General features: G+C 65.1%; 23 protein-coding genes and 1 pseudogene. 14 read left to right on the top strand and 10 right to left on the bottom strand.

Going from position 1 to position 24226, the window contains the following annotated elements; all coding sequences use genetic code 11:
- Positions 1-34: 34 nt before the first annotated feature.
- Positions 35-952 carry a hypothetical protein gene (locus tag AXA68_RS01185; RefSeq protein ID WP_066411715.1) on the bottom strand — a complete coding sequence of 306 codons (918 nt, stop codon included), beginning with the start codon at positions 950-952 and terminating at the stop codon, positions 35-37.
- A gap of 158 nt (positions 953-1110) precedes the next feature.
- Here AXA68_RS01185 and AXA68_RS01180 point away from each other — a divergent pair, with 158 nt between their 5' ends.
- Positions 1111-3024 carry a type II/IV secretion system ATPase subunit gene (locus AXA68_RS01180; RefSeq protein WP_394326464.1) on the top strand — a complete coding sequence of 638 codons (1914 nt, stop codon included), beginning with the start codon at positions 1111-1113 and terminating at the stop codon, positions 3022-3024.
- Here AXA68_RS01180 and AXA68_RS01175 read toward each other — a convergent pair.
- On the bottom strand, positions 3021-3710 hold the full coding sequence (locus AXA68_RS01175) for a hypothetical protein (protein ID WP_066411712.1): 690 nt from the start codon (positions 3708-3710) through the stop codon (positions 3021-3023). The two genes, AXA68_RS01180 and AXA68_RS01175, sit on opposite strands and share 4 nt — an antisense overlap.
- Before the next feature lie 1042 nt (positions 3711-4752).
- Here AXA68_RS01175 and AXA68_RS01170 point away from each other — a divergent pair.
- From AXA68_RS01170 to AXA68_RS16575, 6 genes are all read left to right on the top strand, one after another.
- Complete coding sequence (locus AXA68_RS01170; protein WP_066411709.1) at positions 4753-7302, top strand: phage/plasmid primase, P4 family; 2550 nt, start codon at positions 4753-4755, stop codon at positions 7300-7302.
- Complete coding sequence (locus AXA68_RS01165; RefSeq protein WP_066411706.1) at positions 7299-7481, top strand: hypothetical protein; 183 nt, start codon at positions 7299-7301, stop codon at positions 7479-7481. Before AXA68_RS01170 ends, AXA68_RS01165 begins: the two co-directional genes overlap by 4 nt.
- A 53-nt stretch (positions 7482-7534) precedes the next feature.
- Positions 7535-7867: a hypothetical protein gene (locus AXA68_RS01160; protein ID WP_066411697.1), complete on the top strand. Its 333-nt coding sequence runs from the start codon at positions 7535-7537 to the stop codon at positions 7865-7867.
- Complete coding sequence (locus AXA68_RS16580) at positions 7864-8229, top strand: hypothetical protein (protein WP_157884767.1); 366 nt, start codon at positions 7864-7866, stop codon at positions 8227-8229. The genes AXA68_RS01160 and AXA68_RS16580 overlap by 4 nt, the downstream gene beginning before the upstream one ends.
- A 187-nt stretch (positions 8230-8416) precedes the next feature.
- Positions 8417-8683, top strand: coding sequence for a hypothetical protein (locus tag AXA68_RS15820; protein ID WP_080505127.1), 267 nt, complete (start codon positions 8417-8419; stop codon positions 8681-8683).
- 189 nt (positions 8684-8872) lie between these two features.
- Entirely contained in the window at positions 8873-9055 is a 183-nt protein-coding gene (locus tag AXA68_RS16575) for a hypothetical protein (protein ID WP_157884766.1), read from the top strand.
- 403 nt (positions 9056-9458) lie between these two features.
- Here the strand turns inward: AXA68_RS16575 and AXA68_RS15815 are convergent, their stop codons facing one another.
- The 5 genes from AXA68_RS15815 to AXA68_RS01145 all read right to left on the bottom strand — a co-directional run bounded on the left by AXA68_RS15815 (position 9459) and on the right by AXA68_RS01145 (position 12761).
- Positions 9459-10727 (bottom strand): lamin tail domain-containing protein, encoded by a 1269-nt coding sequence (locus AXA68_RS15815; protein WP_080505126.1) that lies wholly within the window; start codon positions 10725-10727, stop codon positions 9459-9461.
- 61 nt (positions 10728-10788) lie between these two features.
- Positions 10789-11436, bottom strand: coding sequence for a site-specific integrase (locus AXA68_RS17215; protein ID WP_232745037.1), 648 nt, complete (start codon positions 11434-11436; stop codon positions 10789-10791).
- On the bottom strand, positions 11433-11879 hold the full coding sequence (locus AXA68_RS17210) for a site-specific integrase (protein WP_232745036.1): 447 nt from the start codon (positions 11877-11879) through the stop codon (positions 11433-11435). Before AXA68_RS17210 ends, AXA68_RS17215 begins: the two co-directional genes overlap by 4 nt.
- Positions 11872-12321, bottom strand: a complete 450-nt coding sequence (locus AXA68_RS01150; RefSeq protein WP_066411695.1) for a hypothetical protein — start codon at positions 12319-12321, stop codon at positions 11872-11874. The genes AXA68_RS17210 and AXA68_RS01150 overlap by 8 nt, the downstream gene beginning before the upstream one ends.
- A 2-nt stretch (positions 12322-12323) precedes the next feature.
- Complete coding sequence (locus tag AXA68_RS01145) at positions 12324-12761, bottom strand: hypothetical protein (RefSeq protein WP_066411693.1); 438 nt, start codon at positions 12759-12761, stop codon at positions 12324-12326.
- 40 nt (positions 12762-12801) lie between these two features.
- On the opposite strand from AXA68_RS01145, the pseudogene AXA68_RS01140 reads away from it, so the two are divergent.
- Both AXA68_RS01140 and AXA68_RS01135 read left to right on the top strand, forming a co-directional pair.
- Positions 12802-13488: pseudogene (locus AXA68_RS01140) on the top strand (secretion system protein); the annotation flags it as partial.
- Positions 13485-15503: a type II secretion system F family protein gene (locus tag AXA68_RS01135; protein WP_066411683.1), complete on the top strand. Its 2019-nt coding sequence runs from the start codon at positions 13485-13487 to the stop codon at positions 15501-15503. The pseudogene AXA68_RS01140 and the gene AXA68_RS01135, both read left to right, overlap by 4 nt.
- A 66-nt stretch (positions 15504-15569) precedes the next feature.
- Here AXA68_RS01135 and AXA68_RS01130 read toward each other — a convergent pair whose 3' ends face one another.
- Positions 15570-16022, bottom strand: coding sequence for a pyridoxamine 5'-phosphate oxidase family protein (locus AXA68_RS01130; RefSeq protein WP_066411682.1), 453 nt, complete (start codon positions 16020-16022; stop codon positions 15570-15572).
- A 90-nt stretch (positions 16023-16112) separates the two neighbouring features.
- Here AXA68_RS01130 and AXA68_RS01125 point away from each other — a divergent pair, with 90 nt between their 5' ends.
- Complete coding sequence (locus AXA68_RS01125) at positions 16113-16643, top strand: thioredoxin family protein (RefSeq protein ID WP_066411673.1); 531 nt, start codon at positions 16113-16115, stop codon at positions 16641-16643.
- A gap of 98 nt (positions 16644-16741) precedes the next feature.
- The gene (locus AXA68_RS01120) at positions 16742-18394 is read left to right on the top strand and encodes a globin-coupled sensor protein (protein WP_066411671.1); all 1653 of its coding nucleotides are present in this window, start codon (positions 16742-16744) and stop codon (positions 18392-18394) included.
- 80 nt (positions 18395-18474) lie between these two features.
- Here the strand turns inward: AXA68_RS01120 and AXA68_RS01115 are convergent, their stop codons facing one another.
- Together AXA68_RS01115 and AXA68_RS01110 are read right to left on the bottom strand one after the other, a co-directional pair.
- Complete coding sequence (locus AXA68_RS01115) at positions 18475-19608, bottom strand: hypothetical protein (protein ID WP_066411662.1); 1134 nt, start codon at positions 19606-19608, stop codon at positions 18475-18477.
- 125 nt (positions 19609-19733) lie between these two features.
- Positions 19734-20807, bottom strand: a complete 1074-nt coding sequence (locus tag AXA68_RS01110) for an asparaginase (protein WP_066411653.1) — start codon at positions 20805-20807, stop codon at positions 19734-19736.
- Positions 20808-21073: 266 nt separating this feature from the next.
- Between AXA68_RS01110 and AXA68_RS17205 the strand changes: the two genes are divergently transcribed.
- The 3 genes from AXA68_RS17205 to AXA68_RS01095 all read left to right on the top strand — a co-directional run bounded on the left by AXA68_RS17205 (position 21074) and on the right by AXA68_RS01095 (position 24193).
- A complete protein-coding gene (locus tag AXA68_RS17205) occupies positions 21074-21430 on the top strand; it encodes a hypothetical protein (RefSeq protein ID WP_232745035.1) in 357 nt (118 codons plus the stop codon).
- Positions 21431-21576: 146 nt separating this feature from the next.
- Positions 21577-23253, top strand: a complete 1677-nt coding sequence (locus tag AXA68_RS01100) for a DUF255 domain-containing protein (RefSeq protein WP_066411650.1) — start codon at positions 21577-21579, stop codon at positions 23251-23253.
- Between the two features lie 133 nt (positions 23254-23386).
- The gene (locus AXA68_RS01095) at positions 23387-24193 is read left to right on the top strand and encodes a TrmB family transcriptional regulator (protein WP_066411648.1); all 807 of its coding nucleotides are present in this window, start codon (positions 23387-23389) and stop codon (positions 24191-24193) included.
- The last annotated feature ends 33 nt before the right edge of the window (positions 24194-24226 follow it).

Raw genomic sequence — 24226 nt, 5'->3', positions numbered from 1 at the left:
CATCGTTAACGATGATGACGTACGTCCCCGACCGCTACCCGCGGTCGATCGCGATCCCGGAGTAGCCGCAGCCGTCACACGAGAGCGTCTCGCGCGTCCCGAACGCGTACGCCGACAGCGGGGCTCCACAGCGCGGACAGGGGTCGCCGGCGGCGAGCGGCGGGGCGTACTCGACGTCCGCGACGACGACCCGGACGCCGATCTCGCCCTCGGCCGACTCGTCGACCGCGCCGCCCCAGATCACGTTCGCGTCCGCGCCGATCCGCTCGCGGACCGCCGCGATCGCGTCGGTCGCGGCGGCGATGCTGGTCTCCGGGTCGACCACCACGTCGACGAGCGCGGCGCTCGCGCCCGCCGGATCGACGCCCTCCGGCAACCGCCCGAACGCGGCGTCGACCGCGAGCGCGGGCGCCTCGTCCGCGTCCCCGCGCCGCGCGACGGTTCCGGTTCCGACGGCGGCGACGCCGGTCGAGAGGGCGGTCCGGGCGTCGGCCAGGTCCAGGTTGACGAAGCCGGGGCGCTGTACCGCCTCAAGGAACGTCCGGATCGCCTCCGCCGGCCCGCCGTCCCCGGCGAGCAGCGTCGCGTCGGCCCGTCGGCGCACCGCCGCCAGCGACTCCGGGTCGACGCCCGCCGGCGCGACCGCGACGACGAACGCGTCGAGGTCGTCGAGGCCGTCGAGCGCGTCGAGGACGCGGTCCCCCTCGAGCGGCGGATCCACGGCGACCAACGCGGCGGCGACCCCGGCGACGTCGCCGGCGTCGTCGTCCCCCGGATCGGCGTCGTCGTTCCCCGGATCGGCGTCCCGCCCGGAGAGGAGTTCCGGGACCGTCGCGACGCGAGCGCCGGGAAACGCCCCGGCGGGGACGGCGGCGTCGCCGTCGACCCCGCAGACGACCACGGAGCCGTCGAGCGCGGCGGCCCGCCGTCCGAGGTCCTCGCTCGACACCATCACCCCGCCGGTTCCGCGCCCGACGACAAACCTCTTGGCACTCCGGCGGCCGCCGACCCGCGGTCGATCGCGTTTCAGGCCCCTGAAACGACATGTCAGGAAAAGAGAATCGTTATATCCGATGGTCGAACTCCGGTCGAGCAGACGAGCGCAGAGACGTGACGACTCCCACCCTGCGGATCGGCGGCGGCTCCGGCGACGACGACGCCTCGGTTCCCGCCCCGGTCCCGCCCGACGACCCCGAAGCCTGGTACGCACCCGACGTCCGCGCGCAGTACGAGTCCGCGCCCGGCGTCGTCGCGACGATCCGCGAGCGCGACGGCGGCCGGTTCGGCTACGACGTGCGCGAACCGCCCCTCTCGCCCGCCGACGAGCGCGCGCTCGGGCGGGTCAGAGAGCACTTCTCGGCCGTCCGCGGCCGGCGACCGCTCACCCGCGCCGGCGCGGTCGAGCGGGCGGAGGCGGGCTTCGAGCCGAAGTACGAGCGCGTGCTCGACCGCCTCCTCTCGGCGACCGCGGCCGCCCGCCGCCGGATCGACCACCACGCGCTGTGTGAGCTGCGGCTGTTCGGCGACCTCACGCCCGTCGCGCTCGACGGCCGGATCGCGGTCGCCGACGTCGGCGACGATCGCGAACTCGTCGTCCACACGGACGCGTTCGCCCCGCTCGAGACCGGTATCGACGCCGACGCCGAGTACGTCGAGCGCGTCGCCGGCGAGCGGCTCGCCCGGTACGCCGTCGAGTTCGCCGGCTTCGCCGTCGACGTGGTGATCTACCGCGAGCGGCTGCTCGGCTCGGATGCCTTCGAGACGAAGTACGCCGCGCTGGAGCCCGACCTCCTCCCCGGCGACGAGGCGCTCATCTGCGACTGCGAGCGCCGGATCTGGGAAACCCCTGTCGACCGGCTGATCGACGACCGCACCGCCTTCGTCGCCGAGCACGCCCGCCGGTACCTCTCGCGCCGGCTCGCCGGCGGCTCCTCGCCGCGGGGGTGGGTCGCGACCGCCCGCGAGGGCGTCCGGAGCGCCCTCGCCGACCGGGACCTCGCCGCTCCGAGCGTCGACCCGGCGTACGCCGCCGACCGCCTCGACGACCTCGTCTACTACGTGCTCCGCGACTTCGTCGGCGAGGGCGTCCTCACCGTCCCGATCCGGGACCCCCACCTGGAGGACGTCGAGGCAAACCGCGTCGGCGAGCGCGTGAAGGTCGTTCCCCGGCCCGCGGTGTTGGCTGGAGCGGAGAGCGGGAGCGACGCGGCGGCCGGGGATGACGTGGCCGCCGGGAGCGGCGCGGCGGTCGACGGCCACGCGGCCGCGGAGAGCGACGCGACGATCGATACCGACGCGGCCGGCGGTGACACGGTGGCCGGCGGTGACGCGGCGGCCGGCGGGAACGCTGCCGCGACCGACCGGCGCGGACTCGACCCGCTCGCCGGCGGCGGCCGGATCCCGACGAACCTCGCGTTCACCGACGAGTCGCGGTTCGTCGACGTCGTCACGCGACTGGCCGCCCGCGACGGCGTGGAGCTGAACGCCTCGACGCCCTCCGCGAAGGTCAACCTCGACGTTCCCGGCGTCTCCGAGACGATCCGGTGTGCGATCGCGCTCCCGGTCATCTCCGCGGACGGTCCGCACGTCTCGATCCGGAAGCAGGCGGCCGACCCGCTCACGCCCGTCGACCTGGTCGCCCACGGCGCGCTCTCGACCGAGCTCGTCACGCTCCTGTGGCTGCTGTACGAACACCGCGGCGTCGTCCTCTTCGCGGGGCCGACGGGGGCGGGCAAGACGACGCTGATGAACGCCCACATGCCCTTCATCCCGTTCGACGACCGGCCCGTCTCCATCGACGAGGGCTCCCGCGAGGTGCGGCTCCCCCACGAGACCGGCGTGGCGCTGACGACCCGCGACCACGAGAACGCGTACAAGGCGGTGAGCATGGCGACGCTGATGACCGAGGCCAACTACCTCAACCCCGACGTCGAGGTGATAGCCGAGATCAACACGCCCGCCAGCTTCGAGACGTTCGCGGAGACGGTGAACACGGGCTATTCTGAAGAAATGCTAGTATACTAGTCCCGGCGTTCTTCCAGTTTCTTAAGTACCTCGCGAAATCCGCTTGACTCTACCCATTCCTGTGTCTCTTGAAACGACTTATTCTCTTCAACTATGAACTCTCTGAACCGTTCGGGCAATTCCTCAAGATCGAACCTGTCGGCTTGTGCTATGGTGTTGAGGTGACTCATCAGAATATGCTCCTTTAACTCTTCAAGCGACACTTCCTCGTTTTTCATGTACTCAAACGTATCTGCGGGTGTTAGTGCTTCCTCGAATTCCACCTCGAAGTTCAGCTTACTCACGTTGTAACCGTATTTTTGTGCCCCAAGCTGAATCCCGGTTTCTAAGAGTTCTTCAAAATCAGAGAGGTTCGTTTCCTCAACGCCAAAGTAAATGAACGCCAGAAGACTCCCGAGATTGATTTCTAACGTGGATTTCTCGAAGGTGTTCATCAACTCATCGTCCTCACGGAGAGGAATGCCATCGCGGTGTCGTTCGTCCTCCCTTTCTTCCCAATGTCGGAACATCCGACGCCGTTCTTCAATCGAGAGTTCATCAAGCAAAATTCCCCCGTCCTCTCGAAAGCCGGCGTAAACACGTTCACGGATTCGCTTCTTCATCTGGCTCTCGTTGGATGCCTCTTTCTCTCCCTTGAGGTACTCCCGCTGTCCGCTGGTCAACAGCGAAGACGGATAATCACTCATACGATATTTTGTTAGAAGATACCAGTTTATAATGCTGTCGCTAGTATGATCAGTCACGACAAGTCCCGGAGGATCGGGGCGAACGGGGCGGACCCACCGAATCACCGACCCCGCATGGAAGCCTCTCCCCCGCCAGCGTGGGAGTCGGACGTGACGATGATCACGCGCGTTTTTCGGAGGTGCGTGGTTTTGGGCGGCCGGGAGGACCTACAACCGATGGTGGAGCCACCCACCATGAATCCGGGAAGTAGGTATTTGATTTCGTCAAAACAACCAGTCCGACCAGCGTCCCTCGGCATTTTGTAAAAAATACGCTGGTATTGATGAGGGCGTGTAACCCGCTGTGGGGAATAGCGTCCAAGTTGGTTCTGTAGAATTGGTATTTGAATAATCACGATTAAAAACATAATGAGTACGAAACAACATACCACGATTAAGATTAGTCGGGAGAATTGGCAACGACTCAATTCACGGAAGCAGGAACCCGGAGAAGCGTTTAACGACGTAGTGGATCGGCTCCTTGAGGAGTGACGTATCAGAGAACGCCGTCCGGGTGTGGTTGTGTGAGAGTGACCACCCGTTTGACGGCGTTACTACAAAGACGCGGGATCGGCCCCGCGCATTTAGCAATTCTACCGCTAGATAATGAATAATGCTACTACGCGAGAGAGAAGTATCGAGCGGACCGAACACGCACAAGCGACAGTCAACACTACGGCAGACGGAGAGACGCTTGGTGTTTGTCTGTTCCTTGGAAAGACGGATCTGGATAGGCTTGGCGTTGAAAACGCTGATAGTATCCAGTACGGTGTGAGAGACGGTCGACTAGATATTCAAGAGGTGACGGAAGGGTGAGCCGAAGACAGAGCATAGACGGTTGTGGGGTTCCGTCTAAATCAGTAAGCGAACCGAAGGTTGAAAGTCGTTACGCTGGATTCAATTGCCCCGATTGCGACCGGCCAACGCTTGAGTCAACGCCGGACGAATTGACGGATTACCGGTGTGGTGTCTGTGAGCTTCGAGTCCGTGAGGAGGTGGCCCGATGAGCCGAGCGGATTCAACCCCGGCGGATTCGGTTGAACAGTACGGACCAATTCCAGACGAATTGAAGGCCCGCGATCAATGGCTCATGTGGGACGCTTCTGGTGAGACACCTAAGCGGCCGCATTGGAAGGGAGACTTCAACATTAGTTGGTCCAACCCGGAGACATGGCATACGTTTGAAGCGGCGAGAGACGCCGCACAAGCCCGCGAGAGTTGGGGTATTGGTTACATCATGGCCGCCGGAAACGACGACTATGAAACCGGGCGTTATGCCTGTATCGACATTGACGGCGGGATTGCGGATGATGGAAGCCTCAAGAGTTGGGTTCCCGATCTGGACAGATTCGAGGGAACATACGTCGAATATTCAACCAGCGGAACGGGGTTACATATCCCGGTGGAAGGTCGCGAGATACCCGACTGGTGGACCGATGGCCAACTTGGAGAACACGAAGGCGTTGACATCCTACAGAATAAGTTCACGGTGTTTACGGGCGAGCCGCATAGCCTAAGCGGGAGAACGATCGAATCCATCAATCCCGCGCCGTGGCTGTTTGACGCCTACAAGTCGGTTCACGATCGCGCCCCGTCGTTGGGAACAGAAGCGCAATCCAGCCGCGCCGGCGACCGCGAGGAGTACCTTACCGACGAAGACATTGAAGAGGCACTATCCCACGTCGACCCCGATCTACCTCATACCGACTGGATACGGATCGGGTTTGCTGTTCACGACTTTGACGACGGAAGTAGGGGAAAGCGACTGTTCGAGAAGTGGTCGAAACGTGGCGGCAAATTCGATGACGCCGCCGAGAGTAGCATTGAATGGATTTGGTCGGACGCTTCGGAAGGCGCGGGCGTCACACTTGGCACACTAATCCATAAAGCGAAAGAAGGCGGCTGGACGCCGCCGAAGAGTGGATCGTCGGGCGTTGCCCCCGGCGGTCAGACCCGCGAAACACCCTTCGAGAACGCGATTGATTCAACGTGGTTTGATGAACAGGGGCAAGTCGTCAAAGTCCAGTCGACCGAAGAGTACGACGCCGCCGAGCTTGTCAAACGGTTCGAGGATCCGGACCGGTTCACGACAGCCGAAACGATGGCCGTTAATGAGGTAGCGGGAGGAGATAGTTTCCTCAAGAACGCCGGCGACTGGACCGTGAGAGAACGCGACCGGGATCCGTATGCCGACCTCTCCTTACAGGAGTTAAAGAACGTCGCGCTTCGAGAGATTCCGGATGAACGGATCGCGTGGCTGTCAAAACGCGAAGAATGGTACTGGTGCGATACGTCTGGGATCTGGCATAGCCACGGTGAGGAATTTGTCCGGCGGTGGCTGGATTCCGAGTTTGGCGATCACTACAGGAGTCGGTTACGGACGGAAGTGCTGGACCAATTGAAAGCCCGCTCACGCGCCGATGAAACGGCTTTCGGTGGCGGCCCGCCCGGAACCATTGCTACCAAGAGCGGCCTTCTGGACTTGGAGACGCGCGACTGTCGGCCGATTGAGCCGGACGATCGCGTTCGGTGGCGGCTTGAAACGGAATACGACCCCGAAGCGGATTGTCCCCAATGGAAGGCGTTTCTTGGTGACGTGGTCGAACCCGAATCGATCCCGCTCCTACAGGAGTATGTTGGGTTTTGCCTACACCATTGGGATCTTCCGCGGAAGAAGGCCCTAATCCTGTTCGGGCCGACTGACGCCGGGAAGAGCGTGTTCTTAGACGTGGTTCGAGCATTATTCGGCGGCGACGACAGTACCGCCACAAGTAGCACAAGCGTCCAGTACCTCGCTAATGAGCGTTGGGGACCGGCGCGGCTTGTGAACACGGCGATCAATATCCGGAACGATCTGGATAACTCAACGATTGAAAACACGGGGAAGGTCAAAGAGATAATCGCCGGCGACGCCTTGGACGCCGAGCGAAAGCAAAAGCCGGTGTTCAAGTTTTCACCGACGACGAAGCATATCTTCGCGGCCAACCGTGCGCCGGACCGCGACGTTGATGACGACGGGTTCTGGAATCGATGGCTCACCGTGTTCTTCCCTGAAAGCGTTCCCCGCGAGGACCAAGATCCACAGCTCACAGAGAAGTTGATAAGCGAACTTCCGGGGATCCTGAATTGGGCAATAGACGGTTATGTCCGATTGATGGAACAGGGGAAATTCACTAATGAGCCGTACCCCTTCGAGAATCGTCAGAAGTGGGAGCGGTATGGGAACAGTATTGAGCAATTCATCGAGCGATATGCGAACACCGACGACGGTGGGAGCGTTCCGAAGCGAACCACAAGCGGGGGAACCGTTGGGGCATACGACTCATATCTTCGGTTCTCTCGAAACAATGGCTTAGAACGTGAATCACTCCAAAAGTTCACGGCCGAGCTAACCAAACGCGGCGACGTGGTCCAGCGACAGCGGACCGTTGATGGAAGCCGGACCCGGTGTTATGTCGGCCTTGAGTTGACTAACGACGCGCCCCGTCCAGAACCGGAGCCGTCAGACGACAATGCGGAATCCCACGGAACAGGATTAGGAGAGTACCAATGAACGTCACACTATCCGAGTTAGTTGATCGGAACACGGTGGCGGTCGTTTTGGTAGCGATATTAGCCTTCGCCGATCATGCGAACGGGACCGTGGCTGTTCTGACGATCGGCTTGATTCAGATTATCGACCTCCCCGCGTTGGTCGGCGTGATCTGTCAGGAAGCCCGCGAAGGCTGTTAGACACTCGGCCGATGACCCATCGGGGCGAGGACTTAGCAGTTAGAAATTCAACCATGAGTACGAACACTACTGACGAGATTGAACAGAAGCGGAAAGAGTTTCAGGACGCCTTAGAACGCGAGAAAGCAAATTCTGACGGCGACACGTCTCCGGCGGTGGTTGTTGACACTCTCAAGGAGGAGTACGACTTAGATACGCTGAACAGCAACTCGGAGATCCAAGCCGAGATCGACACTTTACAGCGGCGTATTGACCTCATGAAGGGTCGCACGCCGGAACACGCCGAAGAGCTTGAGGATAAGAAGGCGGCACTTGAGACGCTGAAAAACAGCCTCCACTCCCGGAGTTGGCGGAGCGTCCGACAGAAATTGGAGGACAATCTATGAGTAGCTCAGAGTCTATCAGAGGCTTCGATCCAGAGACGGATAACGCAAAGACGCCGAACGGTGGCAAAGTGAAACGGGGCTATGAAAAGCTCAAGGAACGCGGGAGAGATGACGCCGCGAGCGAGGTACGACGCACGGATTCAATTCAGGAACAGCTTCGGCTAATCCGCCAACACCCGGAATTCGATCCGAAACACGATGAATTCCGAACGTCCAGTAAGGGTGACATTCAGCGGGTCTATGCGTGGTTGATTGAGCATGGACATGAAGCGGAGGCGGAGTCGCTTCGATCGCTTGGAACCGTTCGGAAGCAACAGAACCGGGTGGGGGATCTCAAACAGGAGTACGACATTAGCTATTGAATCAGTATCCCGATGACCCGGAAGGCGAGGGACCTACAGGCATGGTATCGGTATCAGTCGGCCGCGGATTTTATTTTTTCAGTACCCCGGTGGCGGTTTTGACCGGGAATCAATTGTCGAGCGTAAGCGGAATCTAAGCGACACATTGTGAGACGGCAATCAGCAAAAATCAGCCGAGTAAATACCTATGACAGACGAATCCGATAAGATACAATCTCAACGCGACGACGCCTTAGCGGAGTTAAGCGACGTAGTCGAACAGGCGCGATACAAATCACTTGGTGAGGGTCGAATCCGTTCGCCGGAGAAGGAACGAATCCGACTGAAATACTTACGTGTGATTATCTCCGCGCTGTCGACCCGGCGGAAGTATCTGGCCGACAAAGACCTCGAAGAATTGTCCGAACGGCTGGACCAACTTGAGGAGCATACAAACGATGGCCCGCAAAAGTAGACGGGAGATCGAAGCGGCATTAGACGATCTGGATTCCGGCGAACAGGTATCGATTCACGCCTATCTATGGGCCGACTTGAAGGCCGCTTACGGTGGTCGATTAACCACACAAGAGCGGGCGATACTGGACTCTCCGGAAGAACACCTTTCCCCCACCGCGCGGGCGACGCTGGACCTATAAACCTGATTATGCCACGCAAATCAAAACGTGAGATCGAATCGAAGATCGAAGAGTTAGACGACGGCGACTTGGTTGACGGCGTCGGTGTGATTGAACAGCATTTTTCAGACAAGTATCCCGATCCGCCCGAACGGTTGGTTCGGGAGGCATGGGCCGAACAGCTACGACCCGACAATGACACGGAAGAGTAAACGCGAGATTAAACAACGACTTGATGAGCTTGACGCTGACCCGGCGGACGAATATCCCACGGTGACGTTGGCTGGACTGTTCTCATGGGAATGGGAAACCGTCGATGAGGACCGTAACTTGAAGCGGCGACAAGAGACGGGCGAGATATACTATCACCCACCGATTGATCTTGAGGAGTTGGGAGAGTCTTAACCAACGCCGGCGGGTTCTGGACCCTCAATGTTGGTTAAGGGTAGCGTCTCTGAATGGATTTTTCTTCAACTATTGCCGGGGATCACAGGGTTCACAGCATTTTCTCATGTCTATTGAATAGTGAGAGTGAAAGAGGAGAGTTGTATATAGAAATAAAGTAGGGTGAAACCCTGTGAACCCTGTTCACTTGAAGGGAAATCTGTGTTCGCGCTATGAATAAGAGTAGTCGATAATTGTATTCCCACTTCTGTCGGTAACGATCACAGTATCTCCACCGTTATTCCAAATGGCAGAGCTACTACCCCAGTACAGTTCTGAATCTGTATCACTCCCTGACCCGGAATATAACGTGATTGTTTGTCCCGAATCGATCTCGGTTCCACTCGGAATTGTATAGGTGTGGTCTGCGTCGTCTTCAACCGTCCATCCGCCAATATCTAGCGTGGAACCTCCCGTATTTTCAAACACAACATATTCATCATTCAGATTCTCATGATCATTACCTTCGGCATCGGCATGGACATAATCCACGGCGAGACTATCTCCGCTACTTGAGGATCCAGTTGACGTGTCGCTTGTAGTAGTCTCTTCTACATTCCTACACTCCCAAACTCCGATCTCACTTCTCTGTGCTTCGCTTTCAGCGGAGTAGAACCGATCTGACTGTTCAAATTCTGAATCGTAGACACGAGCATACCCTTCGGATACAAGTTGGTAATTGAAATTTGAGCCATCAACGACAATGTATGCTAATAATCGGCCATACGAACCCCTTCGAGACGATTGAGAGTCGAATTGAAGCTCAACCGTCTCACCTGATAATCGAGATTCCGCATAGTCACTTGCCTCACTACCTTCTGTTGCGAGACATTGCTCGCCGTTGGCGTTGTTTGGTACTCCCTCAAATTCGGCGGGATCGTTCTGACCGTTCACTTCTGGAGTGTCGACCCCAAGTAAACGTACAGTATCTCTAGTTCCATTTCCAAAGCGAATATCAACCGTATCCCCATCCACGACATCCACAATTGTCACTTGATTCTCCTCTTCGTCGGATGTGGTTTGGTTCGTAGATGTCTCTACGGTTGTATTGGCTTGTATCTCATCATCGGATGATGGCTCGGTTTCATTGTCTCCTTCAGTCTGTGTCGAATTGTTCTGAACCGGAGCCTGTTCCGTTGACGGGTCAGGTGTGGGATTTGTGTTTGAAGTTGGTTCTGCGGTATTGCTTGGCTGAGAAGAGTCTGAACCACCTCCCACGACTATAAGAATAGACCAAAGGACTAACCCATACCCTAGTCCGGCGAGGAATGATTTTAGTGCTTCCTCACTATCGATACCCGGTAAAAAGTCCAATTTATCGGCCGCCCCATGCCAATTTATCGTGATCGCTATTGCGGCGAATAGTGGGAAGAAAGCAAATATAACCGCGATCAGCAAAAAGGCACCAAATATTTTGATTAGGAACCGAGCAATCCCCATTAGGTCAGATAGTCGACTACAGGTACAAATATCCGTCTCTTACCCATAACATGTGGGGTGACTACAGCCCCAACTTATAGATCCGTTCCCGATAGATCGGCTCAATGTCCTCGTAGTAGGTGTGGATGTATTCATCAATCGCCCCACGGTCATCGAGTGTAGCTGAACCAGCGGTATCGCCCCGCATATACTTGATTAGTTCACGGTTCAAGTCCTCTTCAACACGCCAGAACGTCGTGAATCTGTGTCGACCGTAGTGGCTCGTAACGGCTCGGAAATCTTCTGTTTCGGCGTATTCAGGGTGGAAAGCATCTTTCCACACCACATTGACGTTCTTTTGTCGGAGCTGAGTCCGGCCGTTCTTGGAGAGGAACAGCCACGGTTCTCCGTTGTCTGGCCGGATTAGTAGATACTGTAGAAGCGCGTGGCGGAGTTCATCATCGAGCGGGAGAACACGCGGTCGGCGTGACTTGTTACCCTCCCGATCATGCGGGATATACACGGCATTTTCGCGGTTTTTCAAAGCCCTGACCGACCCCATCTCGTCGTAGTGGTTCAGAACGCCGCTATTGGCGAGGTGGATTTCTGAGAGCTTCAGGTTACACACTTCGGTTGCGCGAAGGCCGAGTTTCAACTGAATTAGGACAATCGCCCGGTCCCGGATATGCGTAATATCGACCATTTTGTCCCGAAGCTCTTTGACGGTCAACCGGGGGGTTCCTTTGGGGAAGCGCCGTTCAGTTCGACGGTTTCTTTCGCTAGGTCAATCGGATTGTAATCCTGTGGGTGGGGAAAGGCGGCATCATCCTGCCAATACTGATACGGAGCATTGAGGTACATGAGTCGGTTCTTGATCGTTCCGGCGGCGTTCTCGCGTTCATCCTGTAGGTACTCAATGAACCGCTTGATGTGATTCTCGTTCGGACAAGCGGGATGGCGGCCTTCCCTAGCCATGAACGCCCGCCACTCCTCGAAGGTCCGGTGGTACTCTCCGACAGTCGACTTTGACAAGTCCTTGTTTGAGAGCCGTTCATCGACGTATACCTCAAACGGGTCTACACCAGTCTCTTCGAAAGTTTCCGCGTATTTGGCGAGCGGGTCTAGTTCTCGGTCGAACGCTTCGGCTAGTGCTTCTCTGTCGGAATCAGTCATTGGCTTTCTCGATTTTGCGGGTCCATATCTCACGGGCGCTACTGTCAGGTTCGGAAACGGCCATGTGAAACGGGTTGTAGGTGTGGGGGTGGTCCGTATGCCACTTCAGCCACTCATAGAACCCTTCAATCACGTTCCAATGCTGGTAGGATCTATCCCGGCTGAATTGATTCAGTAGGTCTTCGGACCATGTTTCGACATCCGCCGGCTGAGCTAAGGCGTGGTGCCGTCCTTGGTGGTCCATGTGTTCTTTCCACCGACGAGCGAACCGGGTCCACTCTTCGGCCATACGGTCCGACAGTTCTACCGTCGCCCGGTATTCCATCCACGTATCTTTGCCCTCATACGAGGGTGCGAATTGGTGGAATCGGCGGGCGCTAGGAACATCGGAAAGTTCCTTGAATACGCCGAGGCGGTCCAGCGGCGTCCGTAACTCGGACATATTCAACTCTCCTCCTGTGGGTAGTATTCTTCGCCGTCGACGTACAACACGTCACCTTCGAGTTCGTCCAGATGACGGTTCACCCGTTCGGGAACAGTCTCAATGACGTGGCGGGTAATGTCCTCAAAGGTAGCGCCGGGGTTTTCTTCGACAAACCCCCGAATTGCGGCTTGTTCGCCGTGGTGAAGCTGGTTTTCTAGGTCTTGGATACGCTCGCGGGCGTGGTCCAGTTCCTCCTTGAGATCGTTGCGGTGCTTCCGTACCTCTTGGAGCGTTTCGTCCGGTTCAACGCCGGCGTCGAACTTCTTTCGGCCGGCTTCGACCATAGCCTGAATCCACTCAGAAACCGACATATCCATGTCGGCGGCATCCTCCTTCCATCCCTCATATTGGGGCTTGGTGGGGTAGGTCATGGCCGCTTGTGTTTCAGGATCGCCCATGATACAGGCAAATGATTAGACTACAGGTACTAATAGATATTCACTCTACACGGGCCACGGCGTCGTCGGGACCACCCACGCCGCGGACGTGCGGACGCTCGTCAACCGCGCGATAGAGCGCGGGCTCCCGCCGTACCTGCTCCGGGAGATCGACCTCGTGGTCTTCCCGCGGCAGGTCGGCGGCGACCGCTACGTCGCACAGGCGGTCGAGCCGCTCTCGCCCGCCGAGTACGACGCGCTCGACCCGGCCGCGACGCGGAGCCGGACCGGCGACCCGAAACACGGCGGGGCCGGCGTGATCGAGCGCGACGACACGAGCGTCCACTACAACACCGTCGCGTGGTGCGACCCCGCGGGCGGGTTCCGGATGGACGGCGCGCCGACCGCGGACGCCGCGGGCTCGTACGACGGCGGCCGGCGGCTCCACGCGCTCGCGAGACTCGCCGAGCGGACCGACCGCGACCTCGAGGCGGTCGAGTCCGAGTTCGCCGCCAAACACCGCTACGTGGAGTACCTCGTCCGCGACGGCGTCGACGACTTCGACGAACTGTTCGAGTTCCTCGCCGACCTCCGGGCCGACGAGGCCGCGACCGTCGAGCGCGCCGCGCGGTCGATTCGGCGCGCGACCGACGCGGACGGGAACGCCCGACCCGGGAACGCACGCGCCGGTGACGCACACGTCGACGACGCGCCGCGCGACGACGACCGGTCCGGGGGCGCGCCGTGAGCGGCGGCACGCGGGCGTCGACCCGCGGAGAACGCGGGGTCGGGGCCCGACGCGACGACCCCGCCGACCGTCCCCGCCCCCCTCGGTTCGCCCGGCTCGACCGGCTCCTCGGCGCGCTGTTCGCCCGCCACGCCGACGACCGCCGTCACGACGTCGACAGACAGCGCTACCGCGGGGCGGACCCGTCGACGGGCTTCGAGACGTACCTCGCGCGGACGTACGCGCTCTCGTGGGTCGCGTGTCTCGCGGCGGTCGCTCCGGCCTTCCTCGTCGCCGTCGCGGTCGCTCCCGGCGCGTCCGTCGCGCTCGCGTCAGGTCTCGGCGCACGCGTGCCGGTCCCCGTTCCCGTCCCGCCGCCCGCCGCGCTCGCGGTCGCCCTGTCGGCGGTCGCGGGCCTCCTCGCCAAGCGAGCGACGGTCCGCGCCGGCGGGCTCTACCTCCGGTGGCTGGTCTCCGCGCGCCGGACCCGGATCGAGCGGACGCTCCCCGGCGCGGTCAGGTACCTCGACGCGCTCTCCTCGGGGAGCGACGACGCCCGGACGCTGATCGCGAAGGTCGCGGAGAACGACGCCTACGGCGGCACGGCCGTCTCGTTCCGGAAGGCGCTCAACGCGGCGCGGCTCACGGGCAGCCTCGACGCCGGGCTCCGCCGCGTCGCCCGCGACACGCCCTCGCGGGACCTGCTCGCACCGTTCCTGCTCAAGTTCCGCCAGCACGTCTCCGCCGGCGACGAGGCGCTCGCGGAGTTCCTCCGGACCGAGAGTCGCCTCCTCGCGCACCGACAGGAGCACGCCCGGACGCGGGCGCGGCGATACCTGAAACCGATCGCGGAGCTGTTCGTGCTGGTGCTCGTGTTGCCGGCGCTGCTCGTCGTCGCCGTCACGGTGACGAGCGTGTTCGCGCCGGATCTCTCGCGGCTGGTCGACACGCCGGTCGGGGCCGTCTCGCCGCGCGCGGTCGCCGTCTACGCCTCCGTCGGGTTCCTGCTCGCGGTCGGGCTCGTCGGCATCGCCGCCACCGGCGCGCTCCGCCCCGTCGACTCCCGCACGAGCTACCGGCGGCCGAGGGGGATCCGCGCCGTGCTCGCGTCCGCGCCGTCCAACCCCGCGAGCGCGTCGACCGTCGCGGCCGTCCCCGCGGCGGCCGCGGCCGCCTGGCTCGCGTACGCCGGGTATCCGCTCGTGAACGTCGCGCTTTTGGCGTACGTCGCGTTCGCGCTCCCCGTCGGGCTCGTCGCCGCCCGGCGCGGTCAGATCGACGACGCGAAGGACCGCCGGGTCGCCGACCTCGTCTACGCGGTCTCCGCGCACGCCGCCGTCGGCCGCCCGTTCCCCGAGGCGGTCGCGGCCGCGGCTCGCGAGACGGATCTCGGCGTGTTGCGCGACGACGTCGCCGACCTCGCGTTCAACCTCTCGCTGACGACCACCGGCAGCGGCGGGGCGGCCGTCGTCACGGGCGTCGACGACGGCGGTCGAGACTCTCCGGCCGACGGCCCCGCGGTCGACGCGTCGGCCGCCGGCAGCGACGTGCGCGCCGCGGCGCTCGACCGGTTCGTCGACCGCGTCGGGACGCCGCTGGCCGCCCGGACCGTCGGGCTGGTCGCCGGGGCGTTGAACGCCGGGAGCACCGTCGACGAGGTGTTCGAGACGCTCCAGGTCGAGGTCGACCGGCTGACCCACGAGAAGCGGGCGCTCCGCGGGGCGATGCGCCGGTACGTCGTGGTCGGCTGGGTCGCGGCGCTGTCGGTCGCCGGCGTGGTCGCCGCGATCAACGCGGGCGTGATGGAGACGGACCGCCTGCTCGCGCTCGCGGCCGCGCTCGACGCCCCCGTCGATCCCGACCTCGTCCACCCCGAACTGGAGCGGTTCCGCCTCTACGTGGTCGCGCAGGCGACGATGCTCGCCTCGGGGTGGTTCGCCGGGGCCGCCGCGCGCGGCAGGTACGGGGCGCTGTTCCACTCCGGCGTGCTGGTGGCGGCCTGTTACGTCGGCTTCGTCGCCGTCGGACAGGTCTGAGCGCCGGGGTCGACCCGTCGACTCCCCGCCCGATCCGGGCGGTCCGGGCGATCGCCGGCTCCGATCTCAGGGGTCCATCGGCCGCTCGATCCGGGTGGTGAACCGCTCGGGGTCGAGCCGGTAGAACGCGAAGGTCACCTCGCTCGTGGGCTCGCCGAAGACGTCGACGATCGGGATCCTGCCGGTCCGCTCGAGGCCCTCGATGGTCTCGGCGGCCACGGACTCGTCCGTGGTCGACACCAGCCGCCCGCTCGCCGCGACGCTTCGCCACCGGCCGTCGCGCTCCCCGTAGGTCACGAACGTCGCCTCGCGGCCGTCGAGGTCGCCCTTCGCCCGGTCCGGTCCCACGGAGAGCCGGAAGTAGAGGACCGACTCGACCGGGTCGTAGCCGTAGGAGACCGGGACGCTGTGGGGCGGGTCGCCCGCGGGCGTCGCGAGCGAGATGACGCCGGTTCCGGACCGCCCGAGGAACTCGTCGCGCTCGTCGTCGTCCATGCGGACCGCGTCGGTGTCGCTCATGTGTCATCTGAGGACGTGGCGGCATATAACTCTGCCACGGCGATCCCGCCGATCGAAACGTATATTGTCCAAAAAACACAATACTCTCGCATGAGCGAGGCCGACCGAAGCGACGCCGATCGGGAACCGGGCGACGAGGAACGGTCCGGACGGAGCGAGCGCGAGCGCATCCGCGAGCGAAAACGCAGGGAACTCCGCGAGCGGCTCGAGGGGGAGGGGACCGGCGAGTCCGCGGGCGGCGTCGACGCCGCGGACGACGGCGACGCGGGCGACCCCGACGCCGGAGCCGATCCCGGAACGCCGACCGCGCCGGTCGAGGTCGAGAGCGTCGAGGCGTTCCAGCGGCTCGTCGCCGACCACGACGCCGTGCTCGTGGACTGTTACGCCGACTGGTGCGGACCGTGTCGGATGATGGAGCCGACGGTCGAGTCGCTCGCGGCGGAGACGGACGCGGTCGTCGCGACGGTCGACGTGGACGCGCTGCCCGAACTGGCCCAGCGGCTCGGCGCTCGAGGCGTGCCGACGTTCGTCGTGTACGCGAACGGCGAGCCGGTCGACCGGTTCGTCGGCGCACAGGACCGCACCACGCTCGAGACGGCGATCGCGAACGCCGTCGCCTAATCGGTCGGGGTCTCCGTACAGCCGCCCGCAGCCCCCCGATTATCCCATCTGGGATCTCGCCGCGATCGCTTATATACGGCTGCGGCCGGAGCCGAACCATGGGCTATTCCGGGGAGTACGGACGACACGACTTCGGGCAGGGCGGACTGAACGATCGGTTGGACGTCGAGGAGCTGGTCGGCGAGATCGGCCTCGACGACGACGAGATCGCGTGGCGAAAGGCGTTCGTCGGCTTCGACGAGGAGGACGTTCGTCGGCTCGAGCGGTACGAGGAGGCGTTCGCGGCCAACGCCGATCGGGTCGCCGAGGACTTCTACGACAACCTCACCGACCACCAACAGACGGTCGACGTCATCGGTCGTTCCGAGAAGGGGATCGAGCAGCTCAAACGGACCCAGTCGGCGTACCTCGTGACGCTCGCGGGCGGCGAGTACGGTGCCGACTACTTCGCCGACCGGGCGCGGATCGGCAAGATCCACGACCTGCTGGAGATGCCGATGAAACACTACCTCGGCCAGTACGGCGTCTACTACGACCTGATCCTGCCGATCGTCGGCGACCGCCTCGTCGAGTCGCTCACGGAGCGGCTGACCGGCGCGGCCACGGACGGCGGGCTGGCGGTCGCCGGGGAGGGGTCGAGCGGCTCGACCGCGACCCCGACCGGAGACGCCGGGGGGAACCACGACGGCGCGGTCGGGGAGGACGTCGAGAGCGTCGTCCGGGCGGAGGTCGACGACGCCGTCGAGGACCTCCTCTCGATCCTCCGGATCGTCAACCTCGACACGCAGGTCGTCACGGACACGTACATCCACTCCTACAGCCGGGAGATCGAGGCCGAGTCGCGCCGAAACGAGCGGCTGATGACCGAGGTCCGCGAGGAGCTTCGCGACCCGATCGAGGACCTCCAGACGTCCGCCACCGACGTCGCCGAGAGCGCGGCCACCATCCGCGACGCCTCCGGGGAGCAGTCCGACCGGATCCGCGAGATCGCCGCGGAGGTGGGCAACCTCTCCGCGACCGTCGAGGAGGTCGCCTCCACGGCCGACCAGGTCGAGAACGCCAGCGACCGCGCGGAGACGCTCGCGGGCGACGGCCGGGACGCCGCGGACGACGCGGCCGAGGTCATGGACGACATCGGGGAGGCGGTCGACGAGGCCGCCGCGGACGTGGCCGCGCTTCAGGACGGCGTCGGCGAGATCGACGAGTTCGTCGACGCGATAAACGGGATCGCGGAGCAGACGAACCTGCTCGCGCTCAACGCCTCCATCGAGGCCGCCCGCGCCGGCGAGGCCGGCTCCGGGTTCGGCGTCGTCGCCGACGAGATCAAGTCGCTCGCCGAGGAGTCAAAGCGCCACGCCGGCGACATCGAAGAGATGGTCGCCGGGATCCAGGCGGACACGGAGGAGACCGTCGAGAGCCTGACGGCGGCGAACGAGCGGGTCTCCCGCGGGGTCGCCCGCGTCGAGGACGCGATGTCGGATCTGACCGCCATCGCGGAGGCGGTCTCGGAGACCGCGGCGGGGATCCGCGAGGTGTCCGACGTCACCGACGACCAGGCGGCCGCGGCGGAGGAGATCGCGGCCACGGTCGACGAGATCGTCGAGCGGTCGGCCCACGTCACCGACGAGATCCGGGAGTTGGCGGCCGCCAACGAGCGACAGGCGGAGATGGTCGAGGAGGTCGAATCCGCCGTGACTCGGCTCTCGGCCGAGCGGTCCGCCGTGGACGCCGGGCGGACCGGGTCGGTCTGAGACCCGGTTCGCCGATACGCGTCCACTCGCGCGACAGTTCCGCTCTCACGCGACAGCCGCCCTTACGCGACAGTCCGCCCTTACGCGACGTGATCGAACGCGACGGCGACGTCGTCGGCTCCGAAGAGGACGAACCGATACCGTCCCGACCGGAGGTCCGGACACACCCGAAGGTCGTCGTTCGGGTGTTCGGCAACGATCCCCGCCTCGTCCATCGCGAACGACCACTCGACCGTCTCGCCCGGCCGGACCGGGACCAGTTCGTCGGTGTACTCGAACCGGCCGTCGTCGCTCCCGCGCACGTCCGTCCAGCCGCCCTCCGTCTCCGCCTCAAGGTTGTACTTCGAGCGGTTGCCGACGCCGACCGGCCGCGCGGAGACGTTCGTCATCTCGACGCGGAACGCGTCGCCGCGCTCGAACCGGAGCGCGTCGTTCGGGTCGTCGGAATCGCCGTCGTCCTCCGGATCCACGACCCTGAGTTCGAGCCCCGACCCGCCGCCGCCGCCGCCGCCCGAGCCCCAGTTCACCTCCCCCTCGTAGGCCGCCGGGTGGCGCTCGAACCCATCGTCGGGACACGAGAGCGCGGGCGGGACGTTCGGCGGGTCGTCGTCGGGTCGGACGAACCCGTCGAGCGCCGCCGGGTCGCGGACGCCGTCCTCGCCGGTCAGTTCGGTACTGGTCCCCCAGCCGTCGGTCACCTCGACCCGGATCGACGCCGGGAGCGGGTCGGCCGTGACCCGGAGGAACGCGCCGGCGTACGTGATCGCCTGGCCGCAGCCGACGTCCCCCTCGGCGTCGTCTCCGGCGGTCGCCTCGGCCGTCGCGGTCAAGGTGTCGTCGTCGACCGCGACGTCCGCGAACTCGACGAGGCGCTCGCAGGTGTTCCGGCCGACGGACTCGACGTAGGCGAGCACCGACTCCTCGAAGTCGGTGTCGTCCACGAACCCGACCGTCTCCGGCGGCGCGTCCCGGAGGAGCCACTCGACCGCGTCGCGTTCGTCGAACAGGGTCACGAAGCCCGGGCGCTCCGTCCGCCGCCACGCGGGCCCGGAGAGCGCGCCGCCGACCTGGTGGACCGCGGTCTCCGGGTCGGGATCGCTTCCGCCGTCGGCTCCGGTGCCGGGGTCGCCGAGACAGCCACCGAAGCCGGCGATCCCGGCCGCTCCGGCGGCCGCGATGCCGCGAAGCGTCGATCGTCGGCTGATCCGTCTCATGGGCGGCCGTACGCCGGTGTCTGATAAGGGCTTCGTGGAGGCACAAACGACTCTCTGTGCTACCGGTCTCCGTCCCTCGGATCTCCGCCCGCCGCGTCGCCGCGACTCGCCGACCCGCCGACCCGCTACGGTCGACCGAACAAGCGGGGCAGATCCCCGCGCTCGACCCCGGCGGCCAGCCCGAGCGCCAGCCCCACGCGGGCCTTCGCGGCCGGGAGGTCGCCGGCGAAGACGACGCCGTGGTCCGCGAGCGTGACCGCCCCGCCCGGCGTGCCGTACACCGGCTCGGTCGGACCCGCCGGTCGCCCGGCGACGACGACGGGTACCTCCTCGATCGCCTCCGCGACCGCGTCGCCGATGGCGGCCGTGGCGTTCCCGAGGCCGGTCCCCTCGATCACGAGCCCGCCCACGTCGGCCGCGAGCGCGCGCTCGATCCCCGCCGCGGTGGCCCCCGTCCCCGAGTGGATCACGGGCACCTCGGGGACGCGGTCGGCCGCCGCGGTCGGATCCGACGGGTCGATCGGCCCCTCGGGACCACAGAGCGGGTCGACCGCGACCCGTCGGCGCGGCTCCCGGATCAGATCGGAGGCGGCGCGGGTGAACGTCGCGACCGGCGCGGTCGCCGGCGAGGTCATCGTCGAGAGCGCGTTGCTGTGGCCCTTCACGACGTCGCGGCCGGCGTGGAGCTCGTCGTCGAACGCGACGTGGACGCCGCCCGCGAACCGGTCGTCCGCCGCCGCCCGAACCGCGAGCGTCAGGTTCGCCGGCACGTCGCTCGAGGGCTCGTCGAGGCGGCGCTGTGCGCCCGTCACCACGACCGGCGCGGGCAGGTCCGTCAACACGTCGAGCGCGTAGGCGGTGTCGGAAAGCGTGTCGGTCCCGTGCGTGACGACGACCCCGTCCGCGCCCTCCTCGACCGCCTCCCGGGCCGCGGCAGCGGTCGCGAACACGTCGCGCCAGCGCACGTCGAACCCCGGCTGTGAACACACCTCGCGGGCCGACACGGTCGCGTACCGCTCGACGCCGGGAACCGCCTCCACGAGGTCCGCTCCCGTCTTGGCCGGCGCGACACCGTCGTCTCCCGGCTCCGACGCGATCGTCCCGCCGCAGGCGACGACGCACACGTGGGGTCGCCTCCCGTCGCGCTCGCTTCCACCCTCCTCGTGCTCGTCACCCTCGTCGACCTCGTCGCGTGTCATGGCCGACGGTGGCCGCGGGAGGGGTAAATCGCTTCGCCCCCCGGCAGCCGGGCTCCGTTTCGTCCCTGAGAGCCGCAGTTCGCCCCCGATCGGCCGGATCGTGGAATCACCTTCGGATACAGTGAAAGAATCTTCTGAGAGCGTTTTGAACCTTTTAACTATTTTTGAGACGATTTTAAAACGTCGCGAAACCCCGTACAAGGTGTGAATTACGTCGAACCCTCGGCGGGCTATATGTGGGTACCGCCCCTTGTCCCGGTCGTCAGATGTCCACCCGCGTCCCCCTCAACCGACTCGCCTTCGACCTCCCCCTCGCGGAGCGGATGGTTCGCGCCGTCCGCGCCGCCGCGTTCTGGGCGGCGATCGTCCTCCCGATCGGCTACCCGTTCCTGCTGTCCGCGGGGCTCGACGGGACGAACGGCCTCTACTTCGTCGGGCTGCTGGCCGCGAACGCGGTCGCGCTCGCGGTCGGCCACGACTACGACCCCGGCTCCTCCGACGCCGGCGGCGTGACGGACCGTCCCGACGTGACGGATCGTCACGGTCGCACGGACCCCCCCGCGTCGAACGCGCGCCGCGGAGCCGGCGACGCCCGGAGACGAGCCGACGACGCCGACGCCTGATCGGAACCGATCGCCCTCCGCCGGCGACGCTGCCCTCCCGTCGTCCGCCCTCCGACGGCTCTCTCCCCCCTCCGACCCAGCGCCGGCATCCGGATCCCGCCCGGCGTCTCGAAGCGCTTACCCACCCGCCGACCCGAGCGTGAGCCATGACCGACGCGACGCGGGTCGAGTGGCGCGAGTGGGGCCGCGAGGCGTTCTCAGAGGCCGACGAGCGGGACCTGCCCGTCCTCCTCTCGCTTTCGGCCACCTGGTGTGAGGGCTGTCACGAGATGGACGCGACCACCTACGCCGAGCCGCGGGTCGCCGCCAACGTGAACGAGTGGTTCGTCCCGGTCCGGGTCGACGTCGACCGGCGCCCGCGCGTCCGCGAGCGATACAACATGGGCGGGTTCCCGACGACCGCCTTCCTCACGCCCGACGGCGAGCTGCTCACCGGCGCGGGCTACTTCGGCGTCGACGGGATGCGCCAGGTGCTCGAGTCCGTCCACCGAATGTGGAACGAGGACGGCCGCGAGGCCGGCCGGATCCCGCGCGCGCTGAACGGCGACCGCCCGCCCGCGGGGGAGCTCTCGGAGGCGATCGAGAGCCACCTCGCCGGCCAGCTCGAGACCAAGTACGACGCCGAGTACGCCGGCTGGGGCACGGACGCGAAGTTCCCGCTGCCCCGAACCGTCGAGTTCGCGCTGAAGCGCGACCGCGACCGCGCGCTCCGCACCCTCGACGCCGTCCGCGACCACCTCGCCGACGAGGTCGCCGGCGGCTTCTTCCGGTTCGCCGGCGCGCGCGACTGGAGCGACGTGGCCTACGAGAAGCCGGCGGATACGAACGCGGCGGTGACGCGAGCGTTCGCGAACGCCTACCTCTACACCGGCGAGGCGGCGTACCGCGAGCCCGCCGCGGCGGCGGTCGAGTTCCTCACCGACGACCTCTGGACCGGCTACGGCGTCGGCGGGAGCCTCGGACCGGGGCTCGGCCGGGCCTACTACGCCGCCCCCGCCGACGAACGCGCGGACCTCGACCCGCCCCGGCGTGATCTGACCGTCTTCGCCGGCGCGAACGCGCTCGCGGCCGACGCGCTCCTGGCGGTCGCGGCCTACACCGACGACGACCGCGCCCGCGAGTACGCCGAGCGGATCCTCGACGGCCTCGAGCGCGACCTGATCGACCCCGACTCCGGCGTCGTGACCCACTATCGACCCACGGACGTCGACGACGGGACCGGCGACGACGCCCCGCGCGACCTCCTCGAGGACATCTCTCGCGTCGTGGGCGCGTACGTCCGCGCCGCCGGCGTGCTCGGCGAGGGGGCCGACGTCGCCCGCGCGGTCGCCGATCGCGCGATCGCGGAGCTCCACGTCGACGGCTCGTTCGTGGACGGCCCGCGCTCGGGTGCCGGGCTGCTCGACCGCCCCTTCAGGCCGCTCGACGGCAACGTGGAGCTCTCGTCCGCGCTCGTCGACCTCGCCGCGCTCACCGGCGAGGACCGCTACCGGGACGTCGCCCGCGAGACCGCAGAGGCGTTCGCGGGCGCGACCGACCGGCTCGGCGTTCAGGTCGCCGGGTACGGGAGCCTCGTCGGGCGGCTGCTCCGCGGGACGACCGTCATCGCCGTCGGCGACGAGCCCGGAAGCGACCTCCACCGCGCGGCCTGGCGCGTCGCCGACCACGAGAAGGTCGTCGTCCCGAACGCCCACCGCGAGGACGCCACCGCGCCGCGAACCGTTCCCGAGGGGGCCGCCGTCGTGGCCGCCGGCGACGCCGTCTCCGCCCCCGCGACAACGCCGGACGAGTTGATGACTCGGGTCGCCGAGACGGTCGAGTGACCGCCGCGACCGACGGCGTCAGGCGGCCGAGACGCGGGGCCGATCGGTCCCCTCGTCCCGCCGACGCGCTCCGGCCGACGGAACGACCGTAAACGTCCGACGCGTTTATACCGACACCGAGACACGTGAGGGTATGGCATCCCTTCGTGACCTCGGTCTCTCCGAGTACGAGGCCCGCGCGTACCGCGCCCTGTTGCGGACCGGGCCGACGACGGCGAAGGACCTCTCGCGGGCCAGCGAGGTCCCGATGGGTCGGATATACGACGTGCTCAACAGTCTCGAGGGTCACGACCTCGTCCGCAGTCAGGCGGCGAGCCGACCGAAGAAGTACGTCGGCGTCGAGCCCGACGCCGCGCTCGACCGCCTGCTCGAGGAGAAGGAGCGGGAGCTCGAAGCGCAGGCGGAGCAGTACGCGTCGGTCGTCGAGGAGCTGTCGACGGAGCTCGACGCGACCGACCCCGTCGACGGCGAGTTCTGGACGGCCGCCGTCGGCGCGGAGGACGCCACGGACCTCCTGTTGGAGCGGATCGCGGCCGCGGAGCGCCGGATGGTCGTCGTCGCCGGCGCGCCCGCGACCGGCTTCGACCTCGGCACGGTCGGCGAGCGGGTGACGGAGGAGCTGGAGGCGGCGCTCGACCGCGGCGTCGAGGTCCGGGTGTTGCTCTCGCCGGAGACGGTCGACGAGCTCCCGCGCAGCGTCGGCCGCCGCTACACCGCCGAACTCGCCGACAACGAGGGATTCTCGGTTCGGACGACGCCGGGCGTCGAGGGGACGTTCAACGTCTTCGACGGGCTGGAGGTGTGTATCGAGGTGCCACACCCGCTCTCCGGCGAGGAGCCGTTCGCGATGATCGACATCAAGGACGCCGAGTTCGCCGCCAGCGTGAGCGAGGAGTTCGAGCCGCGGTGGGCGGAGGCGGAGTCGCTCTCGATCGGGTAGCCCTCGGGAATCCGCTCGGCGCGCGACGACTCG

The sequence above is a fragment of the Halorubrum aethiopicum genome (assembly GCF_001542905.1).
Taxonomy (GTDB): domain Archaea; phylum Halobacteriota; class Halobacteria; order Halobacteriales; family Haloferacaceae; genus Halorubrum; species Halorubrum aethiopicum.
Note: the sequence above shows the minus strand (reverse complement) of the source record. Positions and strands in the feature narration are given on the sequence as shown.